Source organism: Pantoea sp. CFCC18177 (assembly GCF_059412425.1).
The window spans coordinates 34,182-51,816 of record NZ_JBNBPL010000011.1 but is presented as its reverse complement, the minus strand read 5'-3'; the positions used below and the strand labels follow the sequence as shown (position 1 = coordinate 51,816).

16 protein-coding genes are annotated in these 17,635 nt (G+C 54.6%); 12 read left to right on the top strand and 4 right to left on the bottom strand.

The window, feature by feature from the left end; all coding sequences use genetic code 11:
* Positions 1–10 precede the first annotated feature (10 nt).
* From ubiI to ACPUC8_RS13275, 5 genes are all read left to right on the top strand, one after another.
* Positions 11–1,213: an FAD-dependent 2-octaprenylphenol hydroxylase gene (gene ubiI, locus ACPUC8_RS13295; RefSeq protein WP_039331858.1), complete on the top strand. Its 1,203-nt coding sequence runs from the start codon at positions 11–13 to the stop codon at positions 1,211–1,213.
* A gap of 506 nt (positions 1,214–1,719) precedes the next feature.
* Entirely contained in the window at positions 1,720–2,817 is a 1,098-nt protein-coding gene (gcvT, locus tag ACPUC8_RS13290; protein WP_039331856.1) for a glycine cleavage system aminomethyltransferase GcvT, read from the top strand.
* A gap of 21 nt (positions 2,818–2,838) precedes the next feature.
* A complete protein-coding gene (gene gcvH / locus ACPUC8_RS13285; protein ID WP_058973692.1) occupies positions 2,839–3,225 on the top strand; it encodes a glycine cleavage system protein GcvH in 387 nt (128 codons plus the stop codon).
* 98 nt (positions 3,226–3,323) lie between these two features.
* Positions 3,324–6,197, top strand: coding sequence for an aminomethyl-transferring glycine dehydrogenase (gcvP, locus tag ACPUC8_RS13280; RefSeq protein WP_494926480.1), 2,874 nt, complete (start codon positions 3,324–3,326; stop codon positions 6,195–6,197).
* Positions 6,198–6,371: 174 nt separating this feature from the next.
* Complete coding sequence (locus tag ACPUC8_RS13275) at positions 6,372–7,115, top strand: SDR family oxidoreductase (protein ID WP_494926479.1); 744 nt, start codon at positions 6,372–6,374, stop codon at positions 7,113–7,115.
* Positions 7,116–7,254: 139 nt separating this feature from the next.
* Here the strand turns inward: ACPUC8_RS13275 and ACPUC8_RS13270 are convergent, their stop codons facing one another.
* Positions 7,255–8,694, bottom strand: coding sequence for a 6-phospho-beta-glucosidase (locus ACPUC8_RS13270; protein ID WP_494926478.1), 1,440 nt, complete (start codon positions 8,692–8,694; stop codon positions 7,255–7,257).
* Positions 8,695–8,820: 126 nt separating this feature from the next.
* On the bottom strand, positions 8,821–9,552 hold the full coding sequence (locus ACPUC8_RS13265; RefSeq protein ID WP_494926477.1) for a MurR/RpiR family transcriptional regulator: 732 nt from the start codon (positions 9,550–9,552) through the stop codon (positions 8,821–8,823).
* A 176-nt stretch (positions 9,553–9,728) separates the two neighbouring features.
* Between ACPUC8_RS13265 and trhA the strand changes: the two genes are divergently transcribed.
* Positions 9,729–10,382 (top strand): PAQR family membrane homeostasis protein TrhA, encoded by a 654-nt coding sequence (gene trhA / locus ACPUC8_RS13260; RefSeq protein WP_494926476.1) that lies wholly within the window; start codon positions 9,729–9,731, stop codon positions 10,380–10,382.
* A gap of 55 nt (positions 10,383–10,437) precedes the next feature.
* On the opposite strand, the gene ygfZ is transcribed toward trhA, so the two are convergent.
* Entirely contained in the window at positions 10,438–11,421 is a 984-nt protein-coding gene (gene ygfZ / locus ACPUC8_RS13255; protein ID WP_494926475.1) for a tRNA-modifying protein YgfZ, read from the bottom strand.
* Between the two features lie 218 nt (positions 11,422–11,639).
* On the opposite strand from ygfZ, the gene sdhE reads away from it, so the two are divergent.
* Together sdhE and ACPUC8_RS13245 are read left to right on the top strand one after the other, a co-directional pair.
* Positions 11,640–11,906, top strand: coding sequence for an FAD assembly factor SdhE (gene sdhE, locus ACPUC8_RS13250; RefSeq protein WP_039331837.1), 267 nt, complete (start codon positions 11,640–11,642; stop codon positions 11,904–11,906).
* On the top strand, positions 11,881–12,297 hold the full coding sequence (locus tag ACPUC8_RS13245; RefSeq protein WP_494926474.1) for a protein YgfX: 417 nt from the start codon (positions 11,881–11,883) through the stop codon (positions 12,295–12,297). Before sdhE ends, ACPUC8_RS13245 begins: the two co-directional genes overlap by 26 nt.
* Here the strand turns inward: ACPUC8_RS13245 and fldB are convergent.
* Entirely contained in the window at positions 12,294–12,812 is a 519-nt protein-coding gene (gene fldB / locus ACPUC8_RS13240) for a flavodoxin FldB (protein ID WP_039331833.1), read from the bottom strand. The two genes, ACPUC8_RS13245 and fldB, sit on opposite strands and share 4 nt — an antisense overlap.
* Positions 12,813–12,914: 102 nt before the next feature.
* On the opposite strand from fldB, the gene xerD reads away from it, so the two are divergent.
* From xerD to prfB, 4 genes are all read left to right on the top strand, one after another.
* On the top strand, positions 12,915–13,808 hold the full coding sequence (gene xerD, locus ACPUC8_RS13235) for a site-specific tyrosine recombinase XerD (RefSeq protein WP_039331831.1): 894 nt from the start codon (positions 12,915–12,917) through the stop codon (positions 13,806–13,808).
* A gap of 22 nt (positions 13,809–13,830) precedes the next feature.
* Positions 13,831–14,544: a bifunctional protein-disulfide isomerase/oxidoreductase DsbC gene (gene dsbC, locus ACPUC8_RS13230; protein WP_494926473.1), complete on the top strand. Its 714-nt coding sequence runs from the start codon at positions 13,831–13,833 to the stop codon at positions 14,542–14,544.
* A gap of 6 nt (positions 14,545–14,550) precedes the next feature.
* Positions 14,551–16,278, top strand: a complete 1,728-nt coding sequence (gene recJ / locus ACPUC8_RS13225) for a single-stranded-DNA-specific exonuclease RecJ (RefSeq protein WP_494926472.1) — start codon at positions 14,551–14,553, stop codon at positions 16,276–16,278.
* A 251-nt stretch (positions 16,279–16,529) separates the two neighbouring features.
* A protein-coding gene (prfB, locus tag ACPUC8_RS13220; RefSeq protein WP_102135998.1) for a peptide chain release factor 2 occupies positions 16,530–17,628 on the top strand; the annotation gives its coding sequence in 2 pieces (ribosomal slippage) (positions 16,530–16,604 and positions 16,606–17,628; 1,098 coding nt in all).
* The last annotated feature ends 7 nt before the right edge of the window (positions 17,629–17,635 follow it).

Here is a 17,635-nt window from a genome sequence, read left to right as displayed (position 1 = left end):
AGGGGCAGCAATGCAAACATTTGATGTGGCCATCGCCGGTGGCGGCATGGTAGGTCTGGCCGTCGCCTGCGGATTGCAGGGCAGTGGCTTGCGCGTTGCCGTGCTGGAAAAAGCACCTGAGCCACAATTTGATCCCGCGAGCGCCGCGTCGATCCGTGTGTCTGCCATCAACGCGGCCAGCGAGCGTCTGCTGCAAAAACTGGACGTCTGGTCCAGCATCCTCGCGTTGCGTGCCAGTGCTTATCACGGCATGGAAGTGTGGGACCAAGATAGCTTTGGTTCGATCAGTTTTGATGATGAGCAGCAGGGGCTGTCGCACCTTGGACACATCATTGAAAATGAGGTGATTCACAGCGCGCTATGGCAGCGCGCCAGCCAGTGCAGTGATGTGACCTTATTTGCTCCAGCGCAGTTGCAGCAGGTGGCATTTGGCGATAACGAAGCCTTTGTCACACTGCAGGACGGCAGCATGATGAGTGCGCGCTTACTGATTGCCGCAGATGGCGCCAATTCCTGGCTGCGAGATAAAGCAGATATTCCAGTCACCTTCTGGGATTACGATCACCATGCGCTGGTGGCGAATATTCGCACCGACATGCCGCACGATGCGATTGCGCGACAGGTGTTCCACGGTGACGGCATTCTGGCGTTTCTGCCGATGCAAGACCCGCACCTGTGCTCCATCGTCTGGTCTCTGTCGCCACAGGAAGCGGCGCGGGTACAGTCCATGCCGGAAGCCTTGTTCAATCAGCAACTTTCCGTTGCCTTTGATATGCGCCTCGGGTTGTGCCACGTTGAAAGTGAGCGCAAAACCTTCCCGCTGATGGCACGTTACGCGCGTAATTTTGCCGCACACCGTCTGGCCTTGGTTGGCGATGCGGCGCACACCATCCATCCACTGGCGGGGCAGGGTGTGAACCTCGGCTTTATGGATGCCGCTGAACTGATTGGTGAAATTCGCCGTTTGCAGCAGGAAGGTAAAGACATCGGCCAGCATCTGTATCTGCGTCGCTATGAGCGCAGCCGTAAACACAGCGCCGCCATGATGCTGGCAGGGATGCAGGGATTCCGCGAGTTATTTGCCGGCACCCATCCAGCAAAAAAACTGCTGCGTGATGTCGGATTGAAACTGGCAGATACGCTGCCGGGCGTAAAACCGATGATGCTGAAACAGGCAATGGGGCTGAACGATATGCCCAGTTGGATCCGCTAACGTCCCCCTTTCTGTCCGGGCGGCCTTCGGGCCGCCCTCTGAGCCACGACCTACACTCATTTTATCCCTGTAAGTGGGCCCTTGAGCTGCTCGCTGGCGCCCGCCCGAACTCCTGATAAAAACGTCTTCGCACCACGCTGGTGCGCACCTGCACCCAAATTGCGCCTCGTTTGATTTATTCTAATTTCACCCATCAATTCGCATTAGTTTATCTCATGCTAACGCTTGCGGGGTGCCGAACCATTTCCGCGCCTTGGGACGTGAGTTCCATTATCTGGCTGGTTTAATGTATCAGTAACGTATTTTGTGCGCGGTTAATCACAAAAATGCAGTGAATTATGCTGATTGATATTCGGTGTATCACGGAATGATGGTAGTGTTTCGCACTCGTTTTCCTTATGGTTAATCGCCGCATTCGGTGGTAACTTCAGCACAAAGAGAACGTTTGCGTCAGCCTGAAAAGGCGACGCAGGCGCGTCACGCTCACTTGTTTTCACAGGATGGTTATGACTCAGCAAACGCCTCTATTCGAACAGCATCAGGCATGCGGTGCTCGCATGGTGGACTTTCATGGCTGGATGATGCCACTGCATTACGGCTCACAAATGGATGAGCACCATGTGGTGCGTAACGATGCCGGCATGTTTGATGTTTCCCACATGACCATCGTCGATCTGCGCGGTGCGCGTACGCGCGAATTCTTGCGCTATCTGCTGGCCAATGATGTCGCCAAACTGACCCAGCCGGGTAAAGCCCTGTATACCGGCATGCTGAATGCTTCTGCTGGCGTCATTGATGATTTGATTGTTTACTTTATGACCGAAGACTTTTTCCGTCTGGTGGTGAACTCCGCCACGCGTGAGAAAGATTTGGCATGGATTAAGCAGCATGCACAGCCGTTTGGCGTTGAACTCACTGAGCGTGATGATCTGTCGCTGATTGCCGTGCAGGGCCCTAATGCACAGCAGAAAGCCCAAACGTTATTCAGCGATGCACAGCGTCAAGCCGTTGCCGGAATGAAACCTTTCTTCGGGGTACAGGCGGAAAACCTGTTTATCGCCACCACCGGTTATACCGGGGAAGCGGGTTACGAAATCGCTATGCCTAACAGCGAAGCGGCTGATTTCTGGCAGAAACTACTGGCCGCTGGGGTAAAACCTGCGGGTCTGGGCGCGCGCGACACGCTGCGTCTGGAAGCCGGTATGAACCTGTATGGCCAGGAGATGGACGAAGGCGTTTCACCGCTGGCTGCCAACATGGGCTGGACGGTCAGTTGGGAACCCAGCGATCGTCATTTTATCGGCCGTGAAGCCCTTGAATCCCAACGTGCTAAAGGCACTGAAAAGCTGGTTGGATTGATCATGACCGAAAAAGGGGTGCTGCGTAACGGCTTGCCGGTACGCTTCACTGACGAACAAGGTCAGCCGCAGCAGGGTATTATTACCAGTGGTTCCTTCTCCCCGACGCTGGGTTGCAGCATCGCGTTGGCACGTGTGCCAGCAGGCATTGGTGAGCAAGCGATTGTAGAGATCCGCAATCGTGAAATGCCGGTGAAAGTGACTAAACCGATTTTTGTTCGCGCCGGTAAGCCGGTCGCTCAGTAATTTTTTTCAGGAGAAATGGCGATGAGCAATGTGCCTAATGAATTGAAATACCGCGATAGCCACGAGTGGGTGCGTAAAGAAGCCGATGGCACCTTTACCGTGGGTATCACCGAACACGCGCAAGAACTGCTGGGCGACATGGTGTTTGTTGACCTGCCCGACGTTGGCGCGACTTTCGCTGCCGGTGACGACTGTGCCGTGGCGGAATCCGTTAAAGCCGCATCCGATATCTATGCCCCACTGAGCGGTGAGATCGTCGCGGTTAACGAAGCCTTAGCTGACGCGCCGGAGCTGGTGAACAGCGAACCGTACGCCGAGGGTTGGCTGTTCCGTATCAAAGCCAGCGACCTGTCAGAACTTGACTCAATGCTCGATGCCGATGCGTACAAAGGCGCCATCGACGAGTAACTGGTAGCCACAGAAGGTGCTGCATTGCGGCACCTTCTTTTTTATCTGCCTGATTTTATGCCGTTTTGTCACCCAGCCCGATTCAGGATTTACTGCAAATGACCCAGACTCTCAGCCAGCTTGAACACAACGGTGCTTTCATTGAGCGCCACATCGGTCCTACCCCCGCGCAGCAGGCCACCATGTTGGAAGCGATTGGTGCCAGTTCGCTGTCATCATTGATCAGCGCGATTGTTCCTGCCGACATCCAACTGCCAGGCCCGCCTGCGGTAGGTGATGCCGCGACCGAGCAGCAAGCGCTGGCAGAGTTGAAAGCCATTGCCAGTCAGAATCAACGTTACAAATCCTGGATCGGCATGGGCTACAGTGCGGTGATCACTCCGCCGGTTATCCTGCGTAACATGCTGGAGAATCCAGGCTGGTACACCGCGTACACCCCTTATCAGCCTGAAGTGTCACAAGGCCGCCTGGAAGCGCTGTTGAATTTCCAGACCCTGACACTCGATTTAACCGGACTGGATATCGCCTCTGCTTCACTGCTGGACGAAGCCACTGCCGCCGCTGAAGCGATGGCAATGGCAAAGCGCGTCAGCAAACTGAAAAACGCCGGTAAATTCTTTATCGCCGACGATATCCATCCACAAACGCTGGACGTGGTGCGTACCCGTGCTGAAACCTTTGGTTTTGAGCTGATCATCGATCGTGCCGACAAAGCGCTGGATCATGACGATCTGTTCGGTGTGTTGCTGCAGCAGGTCGGCACCAGCGGTGAAGTACACGATTACCGCGCGCTGATGACTGAGCTGAAAAGCCGCAAAGTGGTGGTCAGCGTTGCCGCTGATTTCATGGCGCTGGTGCAGTTAGAAGCACCGGGCAAGCAGGGCGCGGATATTGTCTTTGGTTCTGCACAACGTTTTGGTGTTCCGATGGGCTATGGCGGTCCGCACGCTGCCTTCTTTGCCAGCCGCGACGAGCACAAGCGTTCCATGCCGGGCCGTATCATCGGTGTCTCGCGTGATGCAGCAGGCAATACCGCATTGCGTATGGCGATGCAAACTCGTGAGCAGCATATTCGTCGCGAGAAGGCGAACTCCAACATCTGTACTTCACAGGTGCTGCTGGCCAACATCGCGGGCCTGTACGCGGTCTATCATGGCCCTGTTGGCCTGAAGCGCATCGCTTCACGCATCCACCGTTTGACCAGCATTCTGGCCGCTGGTCTGCAAAATGGCGGCTTGAAACTGCGTCACGCCAGCTGGTTCGATACTTTGACTGTTGAAGTGGCTGATAAGGCCGAAGTGCTGAATCGTGCGCTGAGCTTTGGTGTTAACCTGCGTAATGACGTGCTCAACGGCGTAGGTATCACCCTTGATGAAACCACTTCACGTGAAGATGTGCAGGCGCTGTTCGCCATTCTGCTGGGCGATGCGCATGGTCAGGATATTGACGCGCTGGATGCCAGCGTTGCCGCTGAGAACAGTGCCATTCCAGCGGGTATGGTGCGTGAAAGTGCCTTCCTGACCCATCCGGTGTTCAATCGCCATCATAGCGAAACCGAGATGATGCGCTACATGCACAGTCTGGAGAAAAAAGATCTGGCGCTGAATCAGGCGATGATCCCATTGGGCTCATGCACCATGAAACTCAACGCCGCAGCGGAAATGATCCCGATCACCTGGCCTGAATTCGCCGATCTGCATCCGTTCTGCCCAGCCGATCAGGCCTCAGGTTATCTGCAAATGATTGGCCAGCTTTCTCAATGGCTGGTGCAACTCACCGGTTACGATGCACTCTGCATGCAGCCGAACTCCGGTGCGCAGGGTGAGTATGCCGGCCTGCTGGCGATTCGTCGCTATCATGAGAGCCGCAACGAAGGTGGACGTCATGTTTGCCTGATCCCAAGTTCTGCTCACGGCACCAACCCTGCATCAGCACAGATGGCGGGCATGGCGGTGGTGGTGGTGGCCTGTGATAAACAAGGCAACATCGACCTGGGCGATCTGCGCGAGAAAGCGGCTCAGGTGGGTGATGAGCTCTCTTGCATCATGGTGACCTATCCTTCGACGCACGGTGTTTATGAAGAAACTATTCGTGAAGTGTGCCAGATCGTGCATCAGTATGGCGGTCAGGTGTACCTCGATGGCGCCAACATGAACGCTCAGGTGGGCATCACCACCCCAGGTTACATCGGCGCAGATGTCTCGCACCTTAACCTGCACAAAACCTTCTGCATTCCACACGGCGGTGGCGGCCCGGGTATGGGCCCAATCGGCGTGAAAGCGCATCTGGCCCCGTTCGTACCTGGCCACAGTGTTGTGCAAATTGATGGTGTGCTGACGCAACAAGGTGCGGTATCCGCAGCACCGTTCGGTAGCGCCTCCATTCTGCCGATTAGCTGGATGTACATCCGCATGATGGGCGCGGAAGGCCTGAAGCAAGCCAGCTCGGTTGCGATCCTTAATGCCAACTACATTGCCAGCCGTCTACAATCCGCTTATCCGATCCTGTATGCGGGTCGTGATGGTCGCGTCGCGCACGAATGTATTCTCGATATTCGTCCTTTGAAAGAGCAAACCGGTATCAGCGAACTGGATATTGCCAAGCGCTTGATCGATTACGGCTTCCATGCACCGACCATGTCATTCCCGGTGGCGGGCACGCTGATGGTTGAGCCAACCGAATCGGAAAGCAAAATCGAGCTGGATCGCTTTATCGATGCGATGCTGTCTATCCGCATGGAGATTGACCGCGTGGCCGATGGCGAATGGCCAGCCGATGACAACCCACTGGTGAATGCACCGCACACGCAGATGGAAATCGTCGGCGACTGGGCGCACACCTACACCCGTGAGCTGGCGGTGTTCCCGGCAGGCAGCGCTAACAAATACTGGCCAACCGTGAAGCGTCTGGATGATGTGTTTGGTGACCGTAATGTGTTCTGTTCATGTGTTCCGATGAGCGAATACATTTAGTCGTCATAGTTTGAGCCGCAGCGGCGTTGGCTGCGCGCGTTCACCACGGCCACTTACTGATCCGTGGATGAACGCGCTTGCCGCCTTGCTGCAACGCAAACTATTTAGGCTAAACTGCTTCAGTGGAAAAATCCTGAGGGCCGAGAAATCGGCCCTTTTCATTTTGGAGACATCATGGATCTGGCATTAGTGACTGGCGGCAGCCGGGGTATTGGACGTGCGACGGCGCTTCTGTTGGCGCAGGCTGGCTATCGCGTGGCGGTCAATTATCGCCAGCGTGAAGCTGAGGCTCAGCAAGTAGTGGAAGAAATTGCAGCGCAAGGCGGCAGTGCTTTTACCGTGCATGCGGATATCGCGGATGAAGCCCAGGTTGTGCGCATGTTCCAGCAGCTTGATCAACAAGATGGCAATCTGCGCGTGCTGATCAACAACGCCGGAATTTTGTTTACCCAGTGCCGCGTTGAGGATCTCGACGCCGAACGTATTCAACGTGTATTCGCCACTAACGTCACCGGAACCTTTATCTGCTGTCGTGAAGCGGTCAAGCGCATGAGCACCGCGCATGGTGGGCAGGGCGGCGCGATTGTTAATGTGTCTTCTGCTGCCTCACGCCTGGGGGCGCCAGGCGAATACGTTGATTACGCGGCGTCAAAAGGTGCGATGGATACCCTGACCAAAGGCTTATCACTGGAGGTGGCGGCACAGGGCATTCGCGTCAATAGCGTGCGACCAGGATTGATCTACACCGAGATGCATGCCGATGGCGGTGAACCGGGAAGGGTGGATCGGGTGGCTGGCTCACTGCCAATGGGGCGAGGCGGTCAGGCCAAAGAAGTCGCCGAGGCAATTCTCTGGCTGAGCAGCGATGCCGCTTCCTATGTAACCGGCACCTTTATCGATGCGGCGGGCGGTCGTTAAATTCTGATCTGTTACGGTAATCTGTAGCGGCGCAATTCATTGCGCATCTCGCCGCAACGCCACCGCTGCAGGCAAGCGCGATAAATCGCGCCGCTACAGATTCACGCAGATAACGTATCAGCGCAATTCATTGCGCGCCTTACAGCTCCGCGCCATTACTCGCAATCACCTGCTGATACCAGGCAAAACTCTTCTTCTTCGAACGGGCAAAATCACCGCTGCCATCATCGTTCTTATTAACATGGATAAAGCCATAACGCTTATTGTACTGGCCGGTGGTGAACGACACACAATCAATACAGCCCCAAGGCGTATAGCCCAGCAGATCCACGCCATCCAGCGCCACGGCTTTCTTCATCTCTTCGATGTGTGCGCGCAGATAATCAATGCGGTAATCATCCTCAATAAACCCGTCAGCATTCGGCTCATCAATCGCACCAAAACCATTCTCAACGATAAACAGCGGCTTTTGATAACGCTCATACAGCGAGTTCAACACATAGCGCAGGCCCACGGGATCGATCTGCCAACCCCAGTCAGAGGCTTTCACATGTGGATTCGGCACCACGCCCTCAAAGCCGGTAATCGGGTCGTCCACGCCGCTGGCTTGGGTATTCACCGCGTTGCTCATGTAGTAGCTGAAACCTACGTAATCACAGCAACCCTGACGCAGCGTGTCGGCATCTTCTGGCTGCATCTCAATCTGATAACCTTTGCGCGCCCACTCTTTCAGGGTGTAGGCAGGATAGGCACCGCGCATCTGCACATCACTGAACACATAGCGTTGAAGCATCGATTCCTGCGCCAGCATCACATCATCAGGATGGCAAGAGAACGGGTAGACCGGCACCATGGCAATCATGCAGCCAATCTGGAAGCTCGGGTTGATTTCGCGGCCACGTTTCACCACTTTGGCGCTGGCAACGAACTGATGGTGCATCACCTGATACATCATCTGCTCCGGTTTTTCGTGATCGGTAAACACCACGCCAGAGCAGCAATAACCAAACAGCGGATACTGCCAGTTACGCTGGTTATTGATTTCGTTGAAGGTCATCCAGTATTTCACTTTGTGCTGATAGCGCGTCATAACGACTTCACTGAAGTGCACAAAGAAATCGACCACTTTACGGTTGGACCAACCGCCGTACTCTTTGACCAAGTGATAAGGCATTTCAAAGTGGGAGATGGTGATCACCGGTTCAATGCCGTGCTTCAGCAGCTCATCGAATAGGTCATCATAGAATTGCAGGCCCGCCTCGTTCGGCTGTTGCTCATCCCCATTCGGGAAGATGCGCGTCCAGGCAATCGAGGTGCGGAAGCACTTAAAGCCCATTTCGGCAAACAGTGCTACGTCCTGTTTATAGTGAGAATAAAATTCGACAGCCTGATGATTGGGGTAGTATTTATCGGCCTCAACGCGAGAGGTAATCACGCGATCCACGCCATGTGCACCACCGGTCAGCACGTCGGCAATACTGACACCTTTACCGCCCTGATCCCAACCGCCTTCAACCTGATGTGCGGCAACCGCGCCACCCCAAAGAAACCCTTTCGGTAATTGCAATCCTTCACTCATCGGCATACCCCATTACACTGTTTGCGAAATAACTCACTGCCTGCAGTGTAACCTGCCAATAATGGAAGTCACGATATAACACCCTTAAGAATTAGGTGATTTGTCACAGCTAAAAAACAGGGTGTTTTATATAGCAGTGGCGCGGGAAATATAGCGGCCCAGCGTTTCCAGAATATAGATTACCGGTACTTGTGTGGTGATATTGAGACGGTCACCCAGTTTCATCTGCGGCATATGATACGAAAGATTGAAGTCCGCCATTTTAGCCAGTGAGCAGCTCTCATGGTTGGTTATCGAAATGATTTTGCAGTGATTGAGGCTAAACTGGCTGGCAAAGCGCAGGATCTCTTCAGTCTCGCCCGATACCGATAAAATAATGGCCAGCGCATTTTCGTAAGCGCTTTTACTCACAGGATAATAAGGATCATCAATGTGGTGGCTGAATTTCCCGATATTAGAAAAGTAGCGTGCGCCATATTTACCCAGGCTGCCAGATGTACCCGCCCCAATAAAGAAAATATGCTCGGCTTGCATAATCATCTGCGCGGCTTGGGCTATCTGCTGCTCAAACTCATCGTTATGAATACTTTTGAAGAAGCTGAGCATTTCACCGACGCCAGACGGCATCAACTCGGGCGCTGCTTGCTCCTGTGCCAGACGAAAACGGATGCGGAATTCTGACCAGCCTTCACAGTGCATTTTGCGGCAGAAACGCAGCACGGTGGTGGTGGAAACCGCTGCCTGAGCGGCCAGTTCACGAATCGTCATATAACTGACACTTTCCCGATGTTTGATGATGAAGTGGTACACCTGCATCTCAAGGTCATTCAGGCTGGACAGATCGCGGTGTGAAAACATGCAGGCGGCACTCATCGGCAAAATGAGTGGTCAGTGTAACAGATTGAATGTTCATCGGGGGGTTACAACCCTACACAGAATAATTTTAGCGTACAGGTGTACACTGAAATTTTTCCCGGTTACTCTGGTGCACAGAAAAAGCACAGCTCTCTCTACATTGTTCAGGAATGAAGCGCATGGCACAGAATCGACTTATCGCTCAGGGCTACTCGTTAGCTGAAGAGATTGCCAACAGCATTAGCCACGGAATCGGCTGTATTTTCGGGGTGGTTGGCTTGGTGTTGCTGCTGACGCAAGCGGTTGAAATGCGCGCCGATATCACCGCCATCACCAGTTACAGTCTGTATGGCGGCAGCATGATCTTGCTGTTCCTCGCCTCGACGCTCTATCACGCGATTCCGTATCAGAAAGCGAAGCACTGGCTGAAAAAATTCGACCATTGCGCCATCTACTTATTGATTGCGGGCACTTACACACCTTTCCTGCTGGTGGGGCTGAAATCGCCGCTGGCACAAGGGTTGATGGTGGTGATCTGGAGTCTGGCGCTGGCGGGGATTATCTTCAAACTCACCATCGCGCACCGTTTTAAAATACTCTCGCTGGTGACCTATCTCAGCATGGGATGGTTGTCGCTGGTGGTGATTTATCAGCTTGCCACCAAGCTGGCAGCGGGCGGGGTTTGGCTATTGGCTGCGGGTGGGATTGTCTATTCGTTGGGTGTGATTTTCTATGTCTCGCGCCGCATTCCCTACAACCACGCTATCTGGCACGGTTTCGTCTTGGGCGGCAGCGTATTGCACTTCTGCGCGATCTATTTTTATGTGATGTAAAAGCAAATTGCAGCACGAAAGCGTAGCGGCGCAATTTATTGCGCCGCGACCACATTTAATCCACCAACGAATACGGCAGTGGTTGAATCGTCAGCTTACCGCCTTCATCCCCTTCCACACGCAGTACGCTGTCTGGCTCCAGATCGTTGTTCATCACCACTTGCACCCACACGCTGCCATCATCCAGTTGGACGCCGCTCAGCACGGTGCCGGTACGACGCCATTTATCGCCCATCTTCAGCTCCAATGAACCGTCAGCCTGGGGTACTTTGCTGGCCGTGCCCGCCAGCCAGTATAGGGCGCGCTTGTTGGCACCACGGAATTTTGCTCGTGCCACCATCTCCTGGCCGGTGTAACAGCCTTTTTTGAAGCTGATCGCGTCAAGGGCTTGCAGATTGGTGGCCTGCGGAATCAACTGCGCACTGGTCGCGCTTTCGATCACCGGAATACCCGCTTCAATGTCCAAAGCCAGCCACTGTTGGCTGTCATTAAACTGTGCGGTTCCTGCCAGCTTCTCTTTTAAAGATTCTGCCTGCGCTCGGGTGGTCACCAGCAGGAAGCGCTCGGCAGGTTGGGCGAACCACAGCAGCGTGCTGTCATCCTGCTGCACCACGGGCGTTTCAGCATCCGGCAGGACCGGGAACAGGTCCGCCAGTGCGGCGCGTGCCTGGAAGCCCGCGACACCCAGCAGTACGGCTTCGTTATCCGCAGCAATAGTGACTTTGGCGAACACCGCGTATTTCTTCAGCTCGGTGAGCTGCTGCTCATGCAGATTACGGCGCACGATATAGGCATAACCCTCACCGCGATGGAACAGACGCAGGCTACTCCACATTTTGCCTTTGGCATCACAATGCGCGGCAGGGCGATGCTGCGTAGCGTCCAGCGCGGCGACATCCAGCGTCAATTGACCTTGCAGATATGACGTACTGTCTTTGCCCTGCACAGCAACCAGCGCCCACTCATCAAGCGACATCAGGGTTAAAGGCAAGCGTGACGCCGCAGCAGGCTGGCGTGGTGGAAGGGTAAAAATCGGCATGTGTGCATCCTGATTAATAACGATAATGCTTCCAATGTTAAAAGAGCAGTGCGGGTTTGCAACCTGTTTACCGAATCTGGCGCACAAATCGCGTGATAACCCTGCAATGGGTGAAACTGCTTTGCGTCATATCGCGCAGCATGAGGCACAGCGCCTGCAGTGTTTTCAAAAAGCAGGTACACTGAGCGCCACTGTTTTCAGCCATGGAAAAATGACACATGGATATTCATGATAAAGCTCGCGTTCAGTGGGCGTGCCGCCGCGGCATGCTGGAGCTGGATGTCTCCATCATGCCGTTCTTTAAGTTCGAGTATGATTCGCTGACCGACACCGACAAGCAGGTGTTTATTGCTCTGCTGAAGAGTGACGATCCTGACCTGTTTAACTGGTTGATGAATCACGGTGAACCGGCCGATCCCGAGTTCAAACGCATGGTGCAACTGATCCAACAGCGCAACCGTGAACGCGGTCCGGTACCAATGTGATTTGCAGCCGTCACGCAGTGCCAGAGCACTGAACGTGGCGCTGTTTGTGCTGGTCGCTGGCGTGTTGCTGAGCCTCCGTTGGCCTGCCGAATGGCAATGGGGTCAAGCGCCTGTTTTGATTCTCCTGCTGCTGGAGTGCTGGCACAACGAACGACGCTTGATGCAGCGTACCGGTCGTTTGGTGCTGGATGATCAGGGAAACTGGCTGTGGCGTGGAGAGCACTGGCGATTGGTGCGAAAAGCGGACTGGCTAGCCTGCGGTGTATTGCTGGAGTTGCGTAATCCGCAAGGCAAACGCTGGCGGCTATGGTTGATGCATGACAACCTGCCGCCAAACGAATGGCGCACATTGCGCGCCTGCTGTTTGCTTCGAGAGGGCGCTGCGGCCTAGAGCAGCGCAGCCGTTTCGGTCAGAACCTGTTCACACCACTGTTCAACCCGCTCTTCACTCAATTCGAACTGATTGACATCATCGAGCGCCAGGCCGACAAACTGGGTGCCGTCAGCGGTGAGCGGTTTCTTGCTGGTAAACTCGTAGCCTTCTAATGGCCAGTAACCGACAAACTGCACGCCCATCGGTTGCAGCAATTCATGCAGCATCCCCAGCGCATCCAGGAACCACTCCGCGTACTCCATTTGGTCGCCCATACCGTACAGCGCCACAATCTTGCCTTGCAGATTGAGCGCGGGCAGCTGTTGCCAGATGGCCTCCCAGTCTTCCTGCAATTCGCCAAAATCCCAGGTTGGAATACCAAGGATCAGCAAATCATACTGCTCCATCAACGAGGGATCATCATCTTTGAGGTTGTGCAGTGTGACTAATTCTTCACCGATAAAGTCGCGAATCTTCTCCGCCGTCATCTCGGTGTAACAGGTGCTGGAACCGTAAAACAGACCGATATTCATGCAATTAATGCTCTGACTGATACTCACTTTGGCGCAATTGTACCAGAAGCAGGTGACTTTCAGGCATAATGAGCACGATTTCACACGCGCTGGAGGGGAACCGTGCAGGACAGCGATCTGATAGAACAGTTTCTGGATGCGCTCTGGATTGAGCGAAATCTGGCGCAAAACACCCTTGCGTCGTATCGCCAGGATCTGCAAACGCTCACCGGCTGGTTACATCATCACGAACGAACCCTGGTGACGCTGGAAGCGCCCGATTTACAGCAGTTTCTCGCCGAACGCGTCGAGGGGGGCTACAAAGCCACCAGCTCTGCACGCACGCTCAGCGCTATACGCCGCCTGTTCCAATATCTTTATCGTGAAAAGCTGCGCAGTGATGACCCCAGCGCGCTGCTTTCTGCACCGAAGCTGCCACAGCGCTTGCCAAAAGATCTCAGTGAAAAACAGGTCGAAAGGTTATTGCAGGCACCGAGCATCGACGTTCCGCTTGAGCTGCGTGACAAAGCGATGCTGGAACTGCTGTATGCCACCGGCTTGCGCGTGTCGGAGCTGGTGGGGCTCACCATCAGCGACATCAGTTTGCGTCAGGGTGTAGTGCGCGTGATTGGTAAAGGCAACAAAGAGCGTCTTGTGCCGTTAGGTGAAGAAGCCATTTACTGGCTGGAGCATTATATGGAGCACGGGCGTCCCTGGCTGTTGAACGGCCAAACGCTGGATGTGATGTTCCCCAGTAACCGCGCGCAACAAATGACCCGACAGACCTTCTGGCATCGGATCAAGCACTATGCCACTCTGGCAGAGATCGACAGCGAAAAACTGTCGCCGCACGTGCTGCGTCACGCATTTGCCACACATTTACTGAACCACGGCGCGGATTTGCGCGTCGTACAGATGTTGCTGGGCCACAGTGACCTCTCGACAACCCAAATTTATACGCACGTTGCCACCGAGCGCCTGCGTCAGTTACATCAACAGCATCATCCGCGCGCCTGAGCAGCGGCAACAAGGATTAGAGATGAAAAAACAGTTAACGATGCTGGCATTGTTGGTCAGCGCCTTTACCGGTCTGGCTCATGCCGATGACAGCGCCATTCAGCAAGCTTTGAAAAAACTCGGGCTGCAACAGGTTGAAATCCAGCCATCACCGTTGCCAGGGATGAAAACCGTATTAACCGAAAGTGGCGTACTGTACGTCAGCGAAGACGGTAAACACATGATTCAGGGGCCACTGTACGATGTCAGCGGTGCACAACCGGTGAACGTCACCAACCAGCTGCTGGACAAAAAAATCAGTGCGCTGGCACCGGAAATGATCGTCTACAAAGCGCCAAAAGAGCAGCATGTGATTACCGTATTCACCGATATCACCTGTGGCTACTGCCGTAAACTGCATGAGCAAATGGCTGACTACAACGCGCTGGGTATCACCGTTCGTTACCTGGCTTTCCCGCGTGAAGGGCTGCATGGTCAGGTGGAAAAAGCGATGCGCGCCATTTGGTGCAGTGCCGATCGCAATAAAGCGTTTGATGCAGCAATGAAAGGTGATGCGCCGCAAATGGAAGCGCCAGAGACCTGCAAAATCAATCTTGATAAACACTATCAGCTCGGCATCCTCTACGGGATTCAGGGCACACCTGCGATCCTGACGGATACCGGCGCGATGATCCCCGGTTATCAAGGCCCGCAAGAGCTGAAACAGGTACTTGATGGTCAGAAGCGGGGCGGTTAATTCACAGTGATTCATTCTGTCGAACTGCGTCGGCGTGAAGCCCAGGCCGACGCCAGCTTACCCGATCATTTACCGCCGCTGCTGCGTCGTCTTTATCTGCAACGTGGTGTGCAGGATGCCGCCGAACTTGAGCGCGGTGCCAAACATCTGCTGCCATGGCAAACGCTGGGTGGCATTGAACAAGCCGTGACGTTGCTGCATCAGATGCTGGAATCGGGCCGCCGCATTGTAGTGGTGGGTGATTTCGATGCAGATGGTGCCACCAGTACGGCACTCACCGTGCTGGCGCTGCGCAGTCTGGGCGGCAACGTCGATTATCTGGTGCCCAACCGCTTTGAAGATGGTTATGGCCTGAGTCCGGAGGTGGTGGAGCAGGCGCGTGCACGTGGTGCGGAGATGATTCTCACCGTGGATAACGGCATCTCTTCCCATGCTGGCGTCGACACCGCGCATCAGCACGGTATTCCGGTGTTGGTCACCGATCACCACTTGCCCGGCGACACGCTGCCACAGGCTGAGGGTATCGTTAACCCCAATCTCAACGACAGTGAATTTCCTTCGCGCTCGCTGGCGGGCGTGGGCGTGGCGTTTTATCTGATGCTGGCGCTGCGGGCCCATTTACGGAAAAAGAACTGGTTCAGCGATGGCCGTGCCGAACCCAATCTGGCGGAGTTGCTCGACTTAGTTGCGCTGGGCACCGTAGCTGACGTGGTCCCGCTGGATGCCAACAATCGCATTTTGGTGTGGCAGGGCTTAAGCCGTATTCGTGCCGGGAAATGCCGTGCCGGCATCCGTGCGCTACTGGAAATCGCCAACCGCGATGCCAGACAACTCGCGGCCAGCGATCTCGGTTTCGCCGTGGGGCCTCGCCTGAATGCGGCGGGCCGTCTGGATGATATGTCGGTAGGCGTGGCACTGCTGCTCACTGAAGATATTGCCCAGGCGCGTATGCTGGCTAACGAACTTGATGCGTTGAATCAAACACGTAAAGAGATTGAGCAAGGCATGAAAAGTGAGGCGCTGGCGCTGTGCGATGAGCTGGAGCGCCAGCACACGGATTTGCCGCTTGGCCTGGCGTTTTACCATCCCGAGTGGCACCAGGGTGTGGTGGGGATTCTGGCATCACGCTTAAAAGAGCGTTTCCATCGCCCGGTGATCGCCTTCGCGCCCGCTGGAGATGGCACTCTGAAAGGCTCAGGCCGTTCGATTACTGGTTTGCATTTGCGTGATGCGCTGGAACGCCTCGATACGCTCTATCCGGGTATGATGATCAAATTTGGTGGTCACGCCATGGCCGCCGGTCTGTCACTGGAGACCGAGAAGTACGATCTGTTCCGTGAGCGTTTTGCCGCGCTGATTGATGAGTGGCTGGATGGCGAAGCGTTGCAGGGCGTGATCTGGTCCGATGGTGAACTGCACGCGCAGGAATTCAGCCTGCACACCGCCGAAATGCTACGTGAAGCCGGTCCCTGGGGACAGGCGTTCCCGGAACCGGTATTCGACGGACAGTTCAAACTGCTGCAGCAGAAGCTGGTGGGTGAGCGTCACCTGAAAGTGATGATTGAACCTCTGGGTGGCGGCCCGCTGCTGGATGGCATCGCCTTCAACGTCGATACCACCCTGTGGCCAGACACCAGCGTGCGCCAGGTGAAACTCGCTTATAAACTGGATATCAATGAGTATCGCGGCAACCGATCGGTGCAGCTGATTATTGACCATATCTGGCCGGTGTAATGGCACAACGCTTCCAGGTGCGCATTAATGCGCACCTTACAACATGCTCCGGCATATGTAGGGGCGCCATTTATGGCGACCGAAAGCCTCAGATGCGCATCCAACAATATGCTCCGATCTCTGTAGGGGCGCCATTTATGGCGACCGAAAACAACCGGGGAGCAATGCTACAAACTGAGCGTGCTTTCGGGTAAACTACCGCGTTACGTTTTATCTCCTATCACCGATTCGTCAAAAAAGACTGAAAAGCCATGTTTGAAATTAATCCGGTCAAAAATCGTATTCAGGACCTCAGCGAGCGCAGCGACGTTCTTAGGGGGTATCTTTGACTATGATGCCAAGAAAGAACGCCTCGAAGAAGTAAACGCCGAGCTGGAACAACCTGACGTCTGGAACGAACCAGAACGTGCTCAGGCGCTGGGCAAAGAACGTGCTTCACTGGAAGCCGTGGTGGAAACCTTAGACCACATGCGTCAAGGCCTGGAAGATGTGCAGGGCTTGCTCGATCTGGCCGTTGAAGCCGACGACGAAGAGACCTTCAACGAAGCCGTTGCTGAACTCGATGCACTTGAAGTGAAACTGGGCGAACTCGAATTCCGTCGCATGTTCTCCGGCGAATATGACAGCGCCGATTGCTACATGGATATCCAGGCCGGTTCTGGCGGCACCGAAGCGCAAGACTGGGCCAGCATGCTGCTGCGCATGTACCTGCGCTGGGCGGAAGCCAAAGGCTATAAAACCGAAATCATCGAAGAGTCTGACGGTGAAGTGGCTGGAACCAAATCCGCCACCATTAAAATCATCGGTGACTACGCGTTTGGCTGGCTGCGCACGGAAACCGGTGTCCATCGCCTGGTGCGTAAGAGTCCGTTTGACTCCGGCGGCCGTCGCCACACCTCATTCAGTTCGGTGTTTATTTACCCGGAAGTGGATGACAACATCGATATCGATATCAATCCAGCCGATCTGCGTATCGACGTTTACCGTGCCTCGGGCGCGGGTGGTCAGCACGTTAACAAAACCGAGTCTGCGGTGCGTATTACCCACTTGCCGACCAACATTGTGGTGCAGTGCCAGAACGACCGTTCACAGCATAAAAACAAAGATCAGGCTTTCAAGCAGTTGCGTGCAAAACTGTACGAATATGAGATGCAGAAGAAAAACGCTGATAAGCAGGCTGCGGAAGATAATAAATCCGATATCGGCTGGGGCAGCCAGATTCGCTCTTACGTGCTCGATGATTCACGTATCAAGGATCTGCGCACCAGCGTAGAGACGCGCAATACTCAAGCGGTGCTGGATGGCGACATCGACCGTTTTATTGAAGCAAGTTTAAAAGCAGGGTTATAAGGAACCG